Origin of the sequence: Aeromicrobium sp. 636, assembly GCF_024433585.1 — a bacterium.
GTDB lineage: Bacteria > Actinomycetota > Actinomycetes > Propionibacteriales > Nocardioidaceae > Aeromicrobium > Aeromicrobium senzhongii.
The window spans coordinates 219,613-236,126 of record NZ_WNJU01000001.1 but is presented as its reverse complement, the minus strand read 5'-3'; the positions used below and the strand labels follow the sequence as shown (position 1 = coordinate 236,126).

The following is a 16,514-nucleotide window of genomic DNA, read 5'->3' as shown; positions in this document are numbered from 1 at the left end:
GGTCAGTGTCCGATGCGGTCCGGGTACTTCTTGGAGTACCAGAGACTGGCCACGGCCGTGATGGTCAGCGTCGCGATGATGACGCCCAGACTCAGCAGCGTCGGCACCTCGGGGATCGGGACCGGCCCGATGTGGTGCACCGGATGGCCGCCGTTGATGAACGGCAGCTCGTTCTCGTGCAGGGCGTGGAGCACGAGCTTGATGCCGATGTAGAACAGCAGGAACGCCAGGCCGTACGACAGGAACACCAGGCGCTGCAGCAGGTCGCCGAGCAGGAAGTACAGCTGGCGCAGGCCCATCAGCGCGAACACGTTCGCGGTGAAGACGATGTACGGCTCCTTGGTCAGGCCGAAGATCGCCGGGATCGAGTCGAGCGCGAACAGGATGTCGGTGGTGCCCAGGGCGATGATGACCAGCGCCATGGGGGTGATGGCGCGACGGCCGTTCTCGCGGACGACGAGCTTGAGGCCGTCCCACGTGTCGCTCATGTTGAAGCGGTTGCGGGCGAACCGGACGACGGCGTTCTCGGCGTCGTCCTCCTCGTCCTTGTCCGCGGCCAGCTTGACGGCCGTGTAGAGCAGGAACGCACCGAAGATGTAGAAGACCCACGAGAACTCGTTGATCGCCACCGCGCCGAGCGCGATGAAGATGCCGCGGAACACCAGCGCCAGAATGATGCCGACGAGCAGCGCCTCCTGCTGGTACTTCCGCGGGACGGCGAAGCTGCTCATGATGATGATGAAGATGAACAGGTTGTCGATCGAGAGGCTGTACTCGGTCAACCATCCGGCGTAGAACTCGATGCCGAACTGCTGGCCGTGGAAGGCCCAGACCCAGGCGCCGAAGGCGACGGCCAGGCCGATGTAGATCGACAGGTAGACCGCGCACTCCTTCGTCGAGGGCTCGTGCGGTTTACGGGCGATCACGACGATGTCGAACAGCAGGATGGCGATGGTCACCGCGAGGGTGACTCCCCATTCGAGCATGCTGACGTTCACAGGCGGTCCTCTGCTTCTCTCTCCGGGTCATGTGGACTCGGAGGTCTCTTCCACCGGGCTGCAGACGATGACCGGTCCGGCGCCCCGGGTGGTCCGCGAGGACCTCCGTGCTGACGACACGCCGATGATGGGAATACTCCCCTCCACGGTCAAGTCTGACAGCCGAACGCAGGCCGCGCGAACTCAGGTCCCGGCGCTGATCATCCCGCGCAGTTCGCGCTTGAGATCGCTGATCTCGTCGCGGAGTCGCGCCGCGACCTCGAACTGCAGGTCGGCGGCCGCCTGGTGCATCTGTTCGGACAGTTGGTCGATGAGCGAGGCCAACTCCCCCGACGGCAGGTCGGCGAGATCCTTCGTGTGCTGGCCCAACGGCACCGCGGCGCCCCGGCGCTTGTGATCGCCCGTCGCGGCCAACAGCGCCCGCGTGTCCTCGTCCTCACGGGCGAGCATGTCGGTGATGTCGCCGATCTTCTTGCGCAACGGCTGCGGATCGATGCCCCGCTCGGTGTTGTACGCGACCTGCTTGATCCGGCGACGGTTGGTCTCGTCGATCGCCATCGCCATCGAGTCGGTGATCCGGTCGGCGTACATGATGACCTGGCCCGACACGTTGCGCGCCGCGCGACCGATCGTCTGGATGAGCGAGCGGCCCGAGCGCAAGAACCCCTCCTTGTCGGCGTCGAGGATCGCCACGAGGCTGACCTCGGGCAGGTCGAGGCCCTCGCGCAGCAGGTTGATGCCGACCAGGACGTCGTACTCGCCCATGCGCAACTCACGGAGCAGCTCGACGCGACGCAGCGTGTCGACCTCGCTGTGCAGGTAGCGGGTGCGGATGCCGGCCTCGAGCAGGTAGTCCGTGAGGTCCTCGGACATCTTCTTGGTGAGCGTGGTGACCAGGACGCGCTCGTTCTTGGCGACGCGGTCGTTGATCTCGCCGATGAGGTCGTCGATCTGGCCCTTCGTCGGCTTGACGATGACCTCGGGGTCGATCAGACCGGTCGGGCGGATGACCTGCTCGACGACGTCGCCGCCGACCTTCTCCATCTCGTAGTTGCCCGGGGTGGCCGACAGGTAGACCGTCTGGCCGATCCGCTCGAGGAACTCGGGCCACTTCAGCGGCCGGTTGTCCATGGCACTGGGCAGCCGGAAGCCGTGCTCGACGAGGGACCGCTTGCGGCTCATGTCGCCCTCGTACATCGCGCCGATCTGCGGGATCGTCACGTGGGACTCATCGACGACGAGCACGAAGTCCTGGGGGAAGTAGTCGAGCAGGCAGTTGGGGGCCGAGCCCGGCGGGCGGCCATCCATGTGGAGCGAGTAGTTCTCGATGCCCGAGCAGGTGCCGACCTGCTCCATCATCTCGAGGTCGTAGGTGGTGCGCATGCGCAGTCGCTGGGCCTCGAGCAGCTTGTTCTCGCGCTCGAGCACCTCGAGGCGCTCCTCGAGCTCGATCTTGATCCTCTCGATCGCGCGCGCCATCGTCTCGGGGCCGGCCGCGTAGTGCGTGGCGGCACCGACGTAGAGCTCCTGGTCGTCGCTGAGGATCTCGCCCGTCAGCGGGTGGAGCGTCATGAGGCGCTCGATCTCGTCCCCGAAGAACTCGACCCGTACCGCCATCTCCTGGTAGACGGGGAAGATCTCGACGGTGTCGCCCTTGACCCGGAAGGTGCCGCGCGTGGAGCTGACGTCGTTGCGGACGTACTGGGCCTGCACGAGCGTGCGCAGCAGGTGGTCGCGCCCCATCTCGTCACCGACCTTGAAGCCGATCCGGCGCTCGAGGTACTCCTGAGCCGAGCCGAGGCCGTAGATGCACGACACGGTGGCCACGACGATGACGTCGCGGCGGGTGAGCAGGGACCACGTGGCCGAGTGCCGCAGCCGCTCGACCTCCTCGTTGATCGAGGAGTCCTTCTCGATGTACGTGTCGCTCTGGGCGATGTACGCCTCGGGTTGGTAGTAGTCGTAGTACGAGACGAAGTACTCGACCGCGTTGTTCGGCAGCAGTTCGCGCAGCTCGTTGGCGAACTGCGCGGCGAGCGTCTTGTTGGGGAGCATGACGAGCATGGGGCGCTGCAGCTGCTCGGCCAGCCACGCGGTGGTGGCCGTCTTGCCGGTACCGGTGGCGCCCATGAGCACGACGTCGTTCGTGCCACCCTGGATCCGCTTCGTGATCTCGGCGATCGCGGCGGGCTGATCGCCGGCGGGCTGGTACTCGGAGACGACCTCGAACGGCGCCACCTGCCGCCTGAGCTCGGAGACTGGTCTCATGGCTCCAGCCTACGGACCCGCACCGACAGTTACGCCTCCGAAGACGGCTCAGCGGTCGGGCGCGATCCCCAGCACCCGGATCGTGGCGGCCAGGCCGCGGTACTGCCCGACGAGCAGGCAGAACTCGATCGCCTGACGCTCGTCCCAGTACGCCCGCAAGCGACGCCATGCGGCGTCGTCGAGGTCGTCCGTGGCCATCAGCAGGTCGGTCGCCTCAAGCAGGACGGCGTCGGCGGGCCTCCACCCGGTCAGGTCGTCCACGGCGGTGCGCTCCAGTTCGGTCGCCGTCAGGCCGGCCCGGTGCCCCAGGCGCACGTGGTGACGACGCTCGTAGTCGCTGTCACAGCGGTGCGCGACCCGCAGGATGACCAGCTCGGTCTCGCGCCGCGGCAGCCGACCGCCCAGCATGAGAGCCCCGGAGTACGCCAGCCAGAACCGGAACAGCGACCGGTTGCGGCCCAGCGTCGTGAAGAGGTGAGCCTCGCGCACCCCCGCGCCGCGCGAGAGCAGTCTCGAGAGCAGGTGGTTCACCGGACCGAGCTGGCGGAGCCGACCGGGCCGGACCCGCGGCGTCCTCATCGCGCCGCCGCCCTCACGGCGCGGGCCTCGGCACGGGTCAGCTTGCGGTTCAGCAGCCGCATCGCGACCACGTACCCCCAGGGGAACCAGCGTTGGGCGTAGTGGCCGATCGCGACGTCGCGCGAGGTGTAGACCCAGTACCGGCGGCGCACGAGGCCCTTGACGATCGCGGCGGCCGCCTCGTCCGGCGTGATCGCGTGGCGCAGGAACTCCTGCTCCACCTTCTGCATCGCCGGCACGGAGCGATCGACCCCGACGACCTCCAGCCCCTGCACCAGCGGAGTGGCGACCGCTCCGGGGCAGACCAGGCTGACGCCGATGCGGTGGCGGCGCAGGTCGAAGCGCAGCACCTCGGAGATCCCGCGGAGTCCGAACTTGCTCGCACTGTAGGCCGCGTGCCACGGCAGGCCGAAGATGCCGGCGGCGCTGGACACGTTCACCACGTGGCCGCCCCGACCCGCGTCGATCATGGCCGGCAGGAAGGAGGACAGGACGTGCACCGGCCCCATCAGGTTGATGTCGATCAATCGCCGCCAGTGCTCCTCGGTGAGGCGGTCGATCGTGCCCCAGATCGAGATCCCGGCGATGTTCAGCAACACGTCCATGGGACCGAAGCGGACGTGGACCGCCTCGGCGAAGGACCTCACCGACGCGGCGTCGGTGAGGTCCAGCGCCGTGGCGACGAGGACCTCGCCACCGGCCGCACGCAACTCCTCGGCCACGGCGTCCAACGCACCCTGGTCCAGATCGGTCAGCACGAGGCGGGCTCCCTCCCGAGTGAGCGCCCGTGCTGTCGCAGCACCGATCCCGCCGGTCGCACCCGTCACCAGACACGTATTAGTACGGATGTCCAACTTCGCCATGCCGGACACACTAGGCCCCCGGGCGGTCGACCTCAAGAGGTACGCCGCCACGGGGCACGCGACGCGCGCGCGGCGACCGTTGACCCAGCCGATAGGGTCGAGGTCATGGCCATCGTGGAGCGCCGGGCGCAGCGTACGCGCGAAATCCTTGACGCGACTCGCACGCTCTTCGACGAGCGCCGCATGCGAGATGCCCAGATCGAGGACATCGCCCGCGCCGTCGGCATCAACCGAGCGATCATCTACCGGCACTTCACCACGAAGGAAGAACTCTTCGCGATGACGCTGGTCGACTACCTCAACGAGCTCGAGCAGCGCCTGGCCAAGTCCCAGGAGTCCGACCTCACCCCGGCCCAGCGGATCGACGTCATCACGGTCGAGTTCCTCGACTACGGCAGCGAGTTCCCGGCGTTCGTGGACTGCGCCCAGTCGCTGTTGCGCCACCGCGGCTCGGAGCTGCTGGAGCAGATCAGCCTCGATCGCCTCACCGAGCTGGGTGCCGCGATCAACCGCTGCTTCGACCACATCACCTCGGCCATCGAGGCCGGCAACGCGTCGGGCGCCTTCGACGTCAAGGACCCCGAGCTCGTCGCGAACATGATGTACACGCAGGGCCTGGGCATCTTGAACCTCGTGACCTTCCAGCGGTCGATCCGTGAGATGAACTCCGGGTTGCCCGCCATGGAGCACCTGCCGATGCCCGAGGTCGTCGAGCTGGCCAAGCGCTCGGTGCGGGCCATCGTCGAGGCCGAGGCCTGATCCTCCCCCAGACGTGAAGCGGGGCCGGTGGCTGTTGCCACCGGCCCCGCTTGCTGCGTGCTGAGCGTCAGCGCTCGAGGATCGCGACGACACCCTGGCCGCCGGCGGCGCAGATCGAGATCAGGCCACGGCCCGAGCCCTTCTCCTCCAGCAGCTTCGCCAGGTTCGCGATGATGCGTCCGCCGGTCGCGGCGAACGGGTGGGCGGCCGCGAGCGACGAGCCCTTGACGTTGAGCTTGCTGCGATCGATCGCACCCAGCGGCGCGTCCAGGCCGAGGCGCTGCTTGCAGAAGTCCGCGTCCTCCCACGCCGCGAGCGTCGACAGCACCTGGCCGGCGAACGCCTCGTGGATCTCGTAGAAGTCGAAGTCCTGCAGCGTCAGGCCGTTGCGCTCGAGCATCCGCGGCACCGCGTACGCCGGAGCCATCAGCAGGCCCTCGCCGCCGTTGACGTAGTCCACGGCCGCCGTCTCGTAGTCGACCAGGAACGCCTTGACGTCCCAGCCGCGGCGGGCGGCCTCCTCCTCCGAGGCGAGCAGCGCCACCGAGGCGCCGTCCGACAGCGGGGTGGAGTTGCCGGCCGTCATGGTGGCGGCGTCGCCGAGCTGCTTGCCGAAGACCGGCTTGAGCTTGGCCAGCTTCTCGACCGTGGAGTCCGGACGCAGGTGCGTGTCGCGCTCGACGCCGTTGAAGGACGTGACGAGGTCGTCCTGCCAGCCCGCCTCCCACGAGGCCGCGAGGTTCTGGTGCGAGCGGGCGGCCAGCTCGTCCTGGGCCTCGCGGGTGATGCCCCACTCGTGGGTGGTGAGCGCCTGGTGGTCGCCCATCGACAGGCCGGTACGCGGCTCGGCGTTGCGCGGCTGGTCGGGAGCCAGGTGGCCGGGACGGATCTTCGTCAGCAGCTTGACGAGGGCCTTCTTGTCGCCCTTGGCGTTCGCCTGGTTGGCCTGCAGCAGGATCTTGCGCAGCTTGTCGTTGACCGCGAGCGGGGCGTCGGAGGTGGTGTCCGTGCCACCGGCGATGCCGAAGTCGATCTTGCCCAGCGCGATCTTGTTCGCGACCTGGAACGCGGCCTGCAGGCCCGTGCCACAGGCCTGCTGGATGTCGGTGGCGGGCGTCGCCGGCGAGAGCTTGGAGCCGAGGACGACCTCGCGGGTGAGGTTGAAGTCGCGGGCGTGCTTGAGCACGGCTCCGGCGACGACCTCTCCGGCGCGCTCGCCCTCGAGGCCGAAGCGGTCGACGAGACCGTCGAGGGCCGCGGTCAGCATCTCCTGGTTGGAGACGCCGGCGTAGACGGTGTTCGAGCGCGCGAACGGGATGCGGTTGCCACCGATGACGGCGACGCGACGGATGGTGTCGGCGTCCGACGACGCGGCCTTCGCGGCCTTCTTTGAGGGCTGGTTCGCCATGAGAAACCTTTCGTCTGCGACGTTCGTCGCTTTCCTTTGCCGTGGCCCTGGGGTGCAGGCTAGAGTCACCTTAACGCGTTCAGATACCGATGGTATCCGAGAGATCCGAGAGATAGGACACATCCTGCGATGAGCGACCGTTACAAGTCGATGATCCAGAACCCGATCGGTCAGTTCCTGGTCAAGAACCTGGGCCTGCCGAACCCGCCGGAACTCCAGCGATACCGCGGTGGCGCCCTCGTGGACGGTCCCGTCCTGGTCGGCGGGAACGGCCTGCTGGCCGACTCCCTGCCGGGCCTGCTGAAGGCCTCGGGGATCGAGACCACGACCGTCCGCGCCGAGGGACGCCGCTACCAGGGCCTGGTCCTGGACGCGTCCGGCATCGACTCCCCCGCCGGCACCGTCGCGATCCAGGAGTTCTTCACGCCGGTCCTGCGCAGCCTGGCCAGCAACGCCAAGATCGTCGTGATCGGCCTGTTGCCCGAGCGCACCGAGACCGTCAGCGCCGCGATCGCGCAGCGCGGCCTCGAGGGCTTCGTGCGCTCGCTGGCCAAGGAGATCGGCGCGAACGGCAGCACCGCGAACCTCGTCTACGTCACGCCCGAGTCCAAGGACGCCGTCGGCTCGACGCTGGGCTTCCTGCTGTCGCCGAAGTCCGCCTTCGTCGACGGCCAGGTCGTGCGCCTGGGCACCACGGGGCTCGTCGAGGCCGACTCCCCCGCCGATCCGGCCAAGCCGCTCGCCGGCAAGGTCGCTCTGGTCACCGGCGCCTCGCGTGGCCTCGGTGCCGCCATGGCCCGCACCCTGCACCGCGACGGCGCCCAGATCATCGGTCTGGACGTCCCGCCGCTGGCCGAGGACCTCGAGCACCTCATGGCCGAGCTCGGCGGCTCGTCGATCATCTGCGACATCACCGCCGACGACGCGCCCGAGAAGATCGCCGAGGGCCTCGGCGACGGTGTGGACTTCGTGGTGCACAACGCGGGCATCACCCGCGACAAGCGCCTCAAGAACATGAAGTCCGAGAACTGGGCCAAGGTCGTCGACATCAGCGTCGGCGCCCCGGAGCGGATCACCGCCCATCTGCTCGACAACAAGCTGATCCGTCCCGGTGGACGCATCATCGGCATCTCGTCGATCGCGGGCATCGCCGGCAACAACGGCCAGACCAACTACGGCACGGCCAAGGCCGGCGTCATCGGCTTCGTCCAGGCGCTCGCACCGCGCACGGTCGACGCGGGCATCACCGTCAACGCCATCGCCCCGGGCTTCATCGAGACCGACATGGTCAAGACGATGCCGCTGGGCATCCGCGAGGCCGGACGCCGACTCAGCTCGCTGTCCCAGGGCGGCCAGCCGGTCGACGTCGCCGAGGCCATCGCCTGGTACTGCCACCCGGGGTCCTCGGCGATCTCGGGCAACGTGGTCCGGGTCTGCGGCCAGGGCTTCCTCGGTGCCTGAGGTGACGACACGCACGTTCGACAAGGCGCCCGCGGGGCTGCCCCTGATGCTCAAGGCGGCGTTGCCGGCGATCCCCGTCGTCGGCAACCTGCCGGGGATCAAGCACCAGAAGGGCGGGCTGCCCGAGACGACGCTGCGGCGCAACCGCGTCACGACGGACCTGGCCCACCTGGATCGCTACAACGAGGTGTGCGGGTTCTCGCGCTCGGAGACGCTGCCGGCGACGTACCCGCACATCGCGGCGCACACGCTGCACCTGAGCCTCATGACGGACACGGCGTTCCCGTTCCCGCCCATGGGCGCGGTGCACCTGCGCAACCGCATCACCCAGTACCGCCCGATCGGCCGGGAGGAGATCTACGACCTCTCCCTGCACGCGGCGTCGGACGAGCCGCACCCGAAGGGCCGGCTCATCTCACTGGTCAGCGAGGCACGGGTCGGCGGCGAGCTGGTGTGGGACGAGACCATGACGGTCCTGTTCCGCAGCCGCACTGGCGGCGACGAGCCCCTCGCGCCGCCCCTGGCGGGAGTGGAGGCCCCCGAGGGTGTCGTCCACTGGAAGCTCGGCAGCGACCTCGGCCGCCGGTACGGAGCCGTCTCGGGCGACCGCAACCCGATCCACCTCTACCCGTGGACGGCCAAGGCGTTCGGGTTCCCGCGCCAGATCGCGCACGGCATGTGGACGAAGGCGCACAGCCTCGCCACGCTGCAGAACCGCCTGCCGGACTCCTACACGGTCGACGTGGAGTTCAAGAAGCCGGTGCTGCTGCCCTCGACGGTGGTGTTCGGCACCGACAACGAGGGTGAGGTCACGACGTTCGGCGTCCGTGACTCGCGCAAGTCCGTCCCGCACCTCGTGGGGCGCATCACGCCGGTCTGACCGACCCGCTGGGTCCCCGCTCGCCTCACGCGAGCGTGGGACTCAGCGGTCCTCGGGGCGCTTGGCGGGGCGGATGAGCCCCTCCTGCGCCACCGTGGCGACCAGCGTGCCGTCCTGCTTGAAGACCCGGGCCGTGCTGAGTCCACGCGCACCCGAGGCCGAGGGCGACGTCTGGTCGTAGAGCAGCCACTCGTCGGCCCGGAACGGCCGGTGGAACCACACCACGTGGTCGAGCGACGCGGGCTGGACCTTGGGCGAGCTGATCAGCACGCCGTGCGGCACGAGCGCCGCACCCAGCAGGCTGAAGTCGCTGTAGTACGTGAACGCCGCGCGGTGCAGCTGCGGGTCGTCGGGCAGCTGCTCGGCCGCGCGGAACCACATCCGCTGCACGACGGGCTGGAGCTGGCGGCTCGGGTCGTCCTCGGGGCGCGGGTCGCCCACGTACCGCATGTCGAAGCCGCCCCACTCCTGCTGCCACTGCTCGGTGCCGTCGGGGCTGATGAACTGCACCAGGTCGAGCATCGACGTGGCCTCGTCGGGCCCCGGCGTCGGCGGGAGCACGTCCTGGTGGTCCCAGCCCGCCTCGTCCTTCTGGAACGAGGCGGTCATGTAGAAGATGACCTCACCGTGCTGACGTGCCGACACCCGGCGCGTGGCGAACGACCGACCGTCGCGGACGCTCTCGACGTCATAGATGATCGGGATGCTCGGGTCGCCGCCCAGGATGAAGTAGACGTGCAGCGAGTGCAGCTGCTTGCCGTCCGTCACCGTGCGCTGGGCCGCGCTGACCGCCTGGCCCGCCACCTGCCCACCGAAGACGCGCTTGAGTCGGGAGTTCTCCGGCTGACCGCCCCGGAACAGATTGACCTCGAGTTGTTCGACATCCAGTAGATCGACGAGTTCGTTCACGGAGGCAGGCACGACCGCGATCCTATCGAACCCGGACCGTCCCACCGGCCGCTACGGTGCCGGGCTACGGTGATCTCGGTCCCACCGGCAGCGGGCTCTCAGCCCTGATCGTCCTTGCGCTGCCGCGCCAAGAACTGCTCCAACTGGCTGGCGAGCTCATCGCCGGTCGGCAGGCTCGCGTCGTCGGCCAGGAGGGACTCGGCCGCACCGCGACTGAAGATGTCGTACTGCTCCTCGAGCCCGGCCAGCACCTGCTCGCCGTCCTGGTCGGAGATCTGCTGCTCGATCTCGTGGATCGAGTCGGGCTGGCGGGCCCGCAGGTCCTCCAGGTCCAGATCCAGGTCCAGGCGCAGTGCGACCGCCTCCAGCAGCGCGAGCGCGGCCGTCGGGTACTCGACCTGCGTCAGGTAGTGCGGGACGTGCACCACGTAGCCGATCGCGTCCAGGCGCTGCTCGCGCATCCGGTACTCCAGCAGCGACTGCGCCGAGGACGGCACCGTCACCTCGGCGTTCCAGAAGTTCTGGCGATCGACCAGCTCGCTGCGCGTGCCGTGCATCGTGAGCAGCGGGGGCCGGGTGTGCGGGACCCCCATGGGGATGCCGCCGAGAGCGACCGTCAGCGGGACGCCGAGCTCGGTGATGACGTCGATCGTCTCGGCGACGAAGGACTCCCAGCCGAAGTCGGGCTCGGGACCGGCCAGCAACAGGTACGGCTTGCCGGAGCGGTCGACGTGACGGGTGATCTGCAGGACCGGCTCGACGTAGTCGACGTAGTGGTCGCGTCGGAACGTGATCGGGGGCCGGCGGGCCCGGTAGTCGTAGTACGAGTCCAGGTCGAACTCGTGCACGACCTCGCCATCGGGCGTGCGCAGTTGCTCGGCCGCCAGCACGGAGGAGGACCCCGCACTGAGGAAGCCGTCGAGGGCGACGATCAGGGGGATCGGGTCGCGCTCGTAGTCATCGGAACGTCGTCGTGAAAACCACTTCGGAGTCAACGCAGGTCACCCTCGGGACATTCCTTCAGCCGATCGAGCGCGTCGGCCGCGATCGCGTCGGGCGTCAGGCCGAGTCGGTCGAGAATGACGTCGCGCTTCGCGTGGTCGAGGAACTCCTGGGCCACGGCGTGGATCCGGACGGGCATGACCAGGCCCCGGTCGCAGATCTCGTTCAGGATCGTGGAGCCGACGCCGCCCTGGCGGCCGTTGTCCTCGATGGTCACGACGAGCCGGTGCTCGGCGGCCAGGTCGAGCAGCGTGGGGTCCAGCGGCTTGATCCAGCGCGGGTCGACGACGGTCGAGCCGACGCCGGAGTCCTCGAGCAGGCGAGCGACCTCGACGGCCATCGCGGCCATCGTGCCCACGCCCACCACGAGCACCTCGGGATCGGCTCCGCGGTGCAGGACGTCCATCGAGCCGACGCGGTCGATCGCCTCCAGGTCGGCCGGGACGGCGCCCTTGGCGAAGCGGACCACGCTGGGGGCGTCGGCGACCTCGACGGCCTCACGCAGCAGCTCGCGCAGACGGCTGCCGTCGCGCGGGGCCGCCAGGTGCAGACCGGGGACGATCTGCATGAGGGACATGTCCCACATGCCGTTGTGGCTCGCGCCGTCGTCGCCGGTGACGCCGGCACGGTCGAGCACGAAGGTGACGCCCTGGCGGTGCAGGGCGACGTCCATCAGCACCTGGTCGAAGGCCCGGTTGAGGAACGTGGCGTAGACCGCGACGACCGGGTGGAGGCCGCCCATGGCCATGCCGGCGGCACTGGTGACCGCGTGCTGCTCGGCGATGCCGACATCGAGGACCCGGTCGGGGAACTTGTCCGCGAACGCGTCCAGGCCGGTCGGGTAGAGCATGGCGGCGGTGATGCCCACGACGTCGGGACGATCGTCGGCGATGCGGACGATCTCGTCGCGGAACACGGAGGTCCATCCCGCGGGCGCGATGCTCACCGCCTCACCCGTCAGGCGGTCGAACGGGTGCGACTGGTGCATCTGGTCGTTCTCGTTGGAGACGGCGATGTCGTAGCCGTGACCCTTCGTGGTGATCGCGTGCACCAGCACGGGGCCGCCGAAGTGGCGGGCCGCGGAGAGCGCCTGCTCCAGCGCCCGCCGGTCGTGACCGTCGATGGGACCGAGGTACTTGATCCCCAGGTCCTCGAACAAGCCTTGGGGCGCCAGCGCGTCCTTGAAGCCCTTCTTGATCGCGTGCAGCGCCTCGTAGGCGACACCGACGACCTTGGGCCCCGTCGTCATCCGCTCACGGACGGCACTGAGCGCAGGCTCGTACCGCGGGTTGGTGCGGATCTGCGTGAGGCGGTTCGCGAGGCCCCCGACGGTCGGGGTGTAGGAGCGCCCGTTGTCGTTGACGACGATGACCACCCGGCGCGAGTTGTCGGCGCAGATGTTGTTGATGGCCTCCCACGCCATGCCGCCGGTCAGCGCACCGTCGCCGATGACCGCCACGACGTGGTCGTCCTTGCCCTGCACCGCGTTCGCGCGAGCGAGTCCGTCGGCGTAGGACAGCGACGTGGAGGCGTGCGAGTTCTCGACCCAGTCGTGCGGCGACTCGGCCTGGGACGGGTAGCCGGACAGGCCGCCCTCCTTGCGCAGGCGCCCCTGGGCGAACTGGTCGGCGCGGCCCGTCAGCATCTTGTGGACGTACGACTGGTGACCGGTGTCCCAGACGATCTTGTCGTTCGGCGAATCGAAGACCCGGTGCAGCGCGATCGTCAGCTCGACCACGCCCAGGTTCGGGCCGAGGTGACCGCCGTTGGCGGCCACCGACTCGATCAGCAGCTCACGGACCTCGGCGGCGAGTTGGGTCAGCGCCTCATCGTCCAGTCCTCGCAGGTCTGCGGGACCGGACACGGAACTGAGGACAGATGCCATTGCTCCATCGTAACGACGCCCCACCAGCGCGCCCCCTCGACTGGCCGCCACCGGTCCGGCAGCAGGTGTCAGTCCAGGTCGTGGAACCGCCCGCGGGCGTGAGCGACGCCGGTCGAGGACTCCACACCGACCTCGTCCACCACCCCGGAGAGCCGCAGCGACCAGCCCGTCTCCGTGACTCCGTCGACGGTGGCACCCCACCAGGAGCGGCCGTCGAGCCGGGGTCCCCACGAGGACTGGACCCACTCCCCCACGGTGAACATCCCGCCCGGCGCCGGCGCGAGTCCCGCGAACACCTCCGCCAGGTAGGCGTCCCCGGCGCGCAGGACGCTGACGGCGACGCGGGACCCGACCTCGACCGACTCCCCCAAGGTGGCGTCGGGATCGACGAACGCCTCGAACCGGGCCGGATCCCCGTCGACCAGCACGATCGCCGACACGGTCAGGCCGGCGCGGTCACGACCGGAGCCGGTGGCCACGACCGTGACCGGCGCGGGCAAGCGCCCGCGCAGGCGCCGGAAGGCGTCCTTGTCGCGGTCCGGGGGTACGAAGGGGTGCTCCGAGTGGATCGTCACGAACCCATCCCATCATCGAACGTCGTGCCGTGGGCATGAGAAAGGCGCGCCCCCGCCACCGGTCCGGTGACGAAGACGCGCCTTCGGCTCACACTCAGTCCAGCAGCGAGCGCAGCACGTACGGCATGATGCCGCCGTTGCGGTAGTAGTTCGCCTCACCGGGGGTGTCGATCCGGACGACGGCGTCGAACTCGATGTCGTCGGCCTTGACCTTGACGGTGCGCGGCGTGCGTCCCTCGTTGAGCTCGGTGACGCCGGTGACCGTGAAGGTCTCCTCGCCGGTCAGGCCCAGCGACTCGGCGTTCTGGCCCTCGGGGAACTGCAGCGGCAGGACGCCCATGCCGATGAGGTTCGAGCGGTGGATCCGCTCGTACGACTCGGCGATGACGACCTTGACGCCCAGCAGCGCGGTGCCCTTGGCGGCCCAGTCGCGCGACGAGCCCGAGCCGTACTCCTTGCCCGCCAGGACGACCAGCGGGATGCCGGCGGCCTGGTAGTTCTCGGAGGCCTCGAAGACCGTCGTGACCTCACCGTCGGCCGAGAAGTCGCGGGTGAAGCCACCCTCGGTCCCGGGCGCGATCTGGTTACGCAGGCGGATGTTCGCGAACGTGCCGCGGATCATCACCTCGTGGTTGCCACGGCGCGAGCCCAGGGAGTTGAAGTCGCGCGGCTGCACGCCCTTCTCCATGAGGTACTTGCCTGCAGGGCTGTCCTTCTTGATCGCACCGGCCGGGCTGATGTGGTCGGTCGTGACCGAGTCGCCCAGCTTCAGCAGGACGCGCGCACCGTCGATGTCGGTGACCGGGTCGGGCTCGAGGCCCATCCCGTCGAAGTACGGCGCCTTGCGGACGTACGTCGAGTCCTCGTCCCACGCGAACGTGTCGCCCTCGGGGGTCGGCAGGTTCTGCCAGCGCTCGTCACCGGCGAAGACGTCGGCGTACTCGCGGCTGAAGGTGTCGGAGTCGATCGACGAGGCGATGACGTCCTCGACCTCGGACGGCGACGGCCAGATGTCCTTCATGAAGACGTCGTTGCCGTCGGCGTCCTGACCCAGCGGATCGTTGAACAGGTCGACGTCCATCGAGCCGGCCAGCGCGTACGCGATGACCAGCGGCGGGGACGCCAGGTAGTTCATCTTGATGTCGGGGTTGATGCGGCCCTCGAAGTTGCGGTTGCCCGAGAGCACGGCGGTGACGGCCAGGTCGCCCTCGTTGACGGCGGCGCTGACCTCGGGGATCAGCGGGCCCGAGTTGCCGATGCAGGTCGTGCAGCCGTAGCCGACGAGGTTGAAGCCGAGCTTGTCGAGGTAGACGTTCAGACCCGACTTCTCGTAGTAGTCGGTGACGACCTTCGAACCGGGGGCCAGCGTGGTCTTGACCCACGGCTTGCGCTGCAGGCCCTTCTCGACGGCCTTCTTCGCCAGCAGGCCGGCGCCGATCATGACCGACGGGTTCGACGTGTTGGTGCACGACGTGATCGCCGCGATCGTCACGGCGCCGTGGTCGACCTCGAAGGTCGTGCCGTCCTCGAGCGTGACGGTCTGGGGGTTGCGAACCCGCTCGCCGGGCGCACCCGTGGCGTGCTCGCTGGGGCCCTCGCCGCCGTTCGCGAAGGTCGACGTCTTGGGCGGGTCGGACGCCGGGAAGGAGTCCTCGACCGCCTCGTCGTAGCCGTTGAGCTGCTGCTCGTCGTGGTCGACGTAGTCGCGCAACGAGGAGCGGAACGCGGTCTTGCTCTCGGTCAGTGCGATGCGGTCCTGCGGACGCTTCGGGCCGGCGATCGACGGGACGACGTCACCGAGGTCGAGCTCGAGGTACTCGCTGTAGCGCGCCTCGTGCTCGGGGTCGTGCCACAGGCCCTGCGCCTTGGCGTAGGCCTCGACGAGCGCGACCTCCTCGGCGCTGCGGCCGGTGAGCTTGAGGTACTTCGTGGTCTCGTCGTCGATCGGGAAGACCGCGATGGTGGAGCCGTACTCGGGGCTCATGTTGCCGATCGTGGCGCGGTTGGCCAGCGGGACGGCGCCGACGCCCGAGCCGTAGAACTCGACGAACTTGCCGACGACGCCGTGCTCGCGCAGCTTCTCGGTGATCGTCAGGACCAGGTCGGTCGCGGTCGCACCCTGCGGCAGCTCGCCGGAGAGCTTGAAGCCGACGACGCGCGGGATCAGCATGCTGATCGGCTGGCCGAGCATCGCGGCCTCGGCCTCGATGCCGCCGACGCCCCAGCCCACGACGCCCAGGCCGTTGACCATGGTGGTGTGCGAGTCGGTGCCGACGCAGGAGTCGGGGTACGCGACGCCGTCACGGGTGAAGACGGTGCGCGCGAGCTTCTCGATGTTGACCTGGTGCACGATGCCGGTGCCCGGGGGAACGACGCGGAAGTCGCTGAAGGCGCCCTGGCCCCAGCGCAGGAACTTGTAGCGCTCGCCGTTGCGCTCGTACTCGATCTCGACGTTGCGCTCGAACGCCTCGGGCGTGCCGAAGACGTCGGCGATGACGGAGTGGTCGATGACCATCTCGGCCGGCGCGAGGGGGTTGATCTTGGAGGGGTCGCCGCCCAGGTCGGCCATCGCCTCGCGCATCGTGGCGAGGTCGACGACGCACGGGACACCGGTGAAGTCCTGCATGATCACGCGGGCCGGCGTGAACTGGATCTCCTTGCTCGGGTCGGCCTTCGGGTCCCACGAGGCCAGGGCCTTGATGTCGTCCGCCGTGATGTCGGCGCCGTCCTCGGTGCGCAGCAGCGCCTCGAGCAGGATCTTGAGACTGAACGGCAGGGAGGCGACGTCGAGTCCCTCGCCCTGAACCGCATCGAGTCGGTAGTAGTCGTAGGACGTGTCTCCGACCGCCAGGGAATCCTTCGCCTGGAATGTGTCGACGCTCATGGGCTTCTCCTTCACTGGTGTTCCCATCCTGCCTTCGCGCGGC

13 protein-coding genes are annotated in these 16,514 nt (G+C 68.9%); 3 read left to right on the top strand and 10 right to left on the bottom strand.

What is annotated here, in order from left to right; genetic code table 11:
- Positions 1–2 precede the first annotated feature (2 nt).
- The 4 genes from GL325_RS01120 to GL325_RS01105 form a co-directional block, all read right to left on the bottom strand.
- A complete protein-coding gene (locus tag GL325_RS01120) occupies positions 3–998 on the bottom strand; it encodes a TerC family protein (protein WP_187411383.1) in 996 nt (331 codons plus the stop codon).
- A 183-nt stretch (positions 999–1,181) separates the two neighbouring features.
- Positions 1,182–3,266, bottom strand: a complete 2,085-nt coding sequence (gene uvrB, locus GL325_RS01115; RefSeq protein WP_154594860.1) for an excinuclease ABC subunit UvrB — start codon at positions 3,264–3,266, stop codon at positions 1,182–1,184.
- Positions 3,267–3,314: 48 nt separating this feature from the next.
- Positions 3,315–3,845, bottom strand: coding sequence for a carboxymuconolactone decarboxylase family protein (locus tag GL325_RS01110; RefSeq protein ID WP_187768342.1), 531 nt, complete (start codon positions 3,843–3,845; stop codon positions 3,315–3,317).
- The gene (locus GL325_RS01105; RefSeq protein ID WP_187768341.1) at positions 3,842–4,708 is read right to left on the bottom strand and encodes an SDR family oxidoreductase; all 867 of its coding nucleotides are present in this window, start codon (positions 4,706–4,708) and stop codon (positions 3,842–3,844) included. Before GL325_RS01105 ends, GL325_RS01110 begins: the two co-directional genes overlap by 4 nt.
- Before the next feature lie 105 nt (positions 4,709–4,813).
- Here GL325_RS01105 and GL325_RS01100 point away from each other — a divergent pair, with 105 nt between their 5' ends.
- Positions 4,814–5,467, top strand: a complete 654-nt coding sequence (locus GL325_RS01100) for a TetR/AcrR family transcriptional regulator (RefSeq protein WP_154594857.1) — start codon at positions 4,814–4,816, stop codon at positions 5,465–5,467.
- Positions 5,468–5,534: 67 nt separating this feature from the next.
- Here the strand turns inward: GL325_RS01100 and GL325_RS01095 are convergent, their stop codons facing one another.
- Positions 5,535–6,875, bottom strand: a complete 1,341-nt coding sequence (locus tag GL325_RS01095; RefSeq protein WP_223110943.1) for an acetyl-CoA C-acetyltransferase — start codon at positions 6,873–6,875, stop codon at positions 5,535–5,537.
- Positions 6,876–7,004: 129 nt separating this feature from the next.
- On the opposite strand from GL325_RS01095, the gene GL325_RS01090 reads away from it, so the two are divergent.
- Complete coding sequence (locus GL325_RS01090; RefSeq protein ID WP_187768339.1) at positions 7,005–8,336, top strand: 3-oxoacyl-ACP reductase; 1,332 nt, start codon at positions 7,005–7,007, stop codon at positions 8,334–8,336.
- A gap of 1 nt (position 8,337) precedes the next feature.
- Positions 8,338–9,216, top strand: coding sequence for a MaoC/PaaZ C-terminal domain-containing protein (locus tag GL325_RS15855; protein WP_223110942.1), 879 nt, complete (start codon positions 8,338–8,340; stop codon positions 9,214–9,216).
- A gap of 42 nt (positions 9,217–9,258) precedes the next feature.
- On the opposite strand, the gene GL325_RS01080 is transcribed toward GL325_RS15855, so the two are convergent.
- The 5 genes from GL325_RS01080 to acnA all read right to left on the bottom strand — a co-directional run bounded on the left by GL325_RS01080 (position 9,259) and on the right by acnA (position 16,471).
- A complete protein-coding gene (locus GL325_RS01080; RefSeq protein ID WP_187411385.1) occupies positions 9,259–10,137 on the bottom strand; it encodes an acyl-CoA thioesterase II in 879 nt (292 codons plus the stop codon).
- A gap of 86 nt (positions 10,138–10,223) precedes the next feature.
- The gene (locus GL325_RS01075) at positions 10,224–11,120 is read right to left on the bottom strand and encodes a PAC2 family protein (protein ID WP_154594854.1); all 897 of its coding nucleotides are present in this window, start codon (positions 11,118–11,120) and stop codon (positions 10,224–10,226) included.
- A complete protein-coding gene (gene dxs / locus GL325_RS01070) occupies positions 11,117–13,012 on the bottom strand; it encodes a 1-deoxy-D-xylulose-5-phosphate synthase (protein ID WP_187768338.1) in 1,896 nt (631 codons plus the stop codon). Before dxs ends, GL325_RS01075 begins: the two co-directional genes overlap by 4 nt.
- Before the next feature lie 68 nt (positions 13,013–13,080).
- Entirely contained in the window at positions 13,081–13,587 is a 507-nt protein-coding gene (locus GL325_RS01065; RefSeq protein ID WP_187768337.1) for a flavin reductase, read from the bottom strand.
- A 94-nt stretch (positions 13,588–13,681) separates the two neighbouring features.
- Positions 13,682–16,471: an aconitate hydratase AcnA gene (gene acnA / locus GL325_RS01060; protein ID WP_187768336.1), complete on the bottom strand. Its 2,790-nt coding sequence runs from the start codon at positions 16,469–16,471 to the stop codon at positions 13,682–13,684.
- Positions 16,472–16,514 lie beyond the last annotated feature (43 nt).

Bases quoted from the DNA above. Each gene is read 5' to 3' on its own strand.
- dxs (WP_187768338.1), bottom strand. From the start codon at position 13,012: ATGGCATCTGTCCTCAGTTCCGTGTCCGGTCCCGCAGACCTGCGAGGA.
- GL325_RS01105 (WP_187768341.1), bottom strand. From the start codon at position 4,708: ATGGCGAAGTTGGACATCCGTACTAATACGTGTCTGGTGACGGGTGCG.
- GL325_RS01095 (WP_223110943.1), bottom strand. From the start codon at position 6,875: ATGGCGAACCAGCCCTCAAAGAAGGCCGCGAAGGCCGCGTCGTCGGAC.
- GL325_RS01090 (WP_187768339.1), top strand. From the start codon at position 7,005: ATGAGCGACCGTTACAAGTCGATGATCCAGAACCCGATCGGTCAGTTC.
- GL325_RS01100 (WP_154594857.1), top strand. From the start codon at position 4,814: ATGGCCATCGTGGAGCGCCGGGCGCAGCGTACGCGCGAAATCCTTGAC.
- uvrB (WP_154594860.1), bottom strand. From the start codon at position 3,266: ATGAGACCAGTCTCCGAGCTCAGGCGGCAGGTGGCGCCGTTCGAGGTC.
- acnA (WP_187768336.1), bottom strand. From the start codon at position 16,471: ATGAGCGTCGACACATTCCAGGCGAAGGATTCCCTGGCGGTCGGAGAC.
- GL325_RS01110 (WP_187768342.1), bottom strand. From the start codon at position 3,845: ATGAGGACGCCGCGGGTCCGGCCCGGTCGGCTCCGCCAGCTCGGTCCG.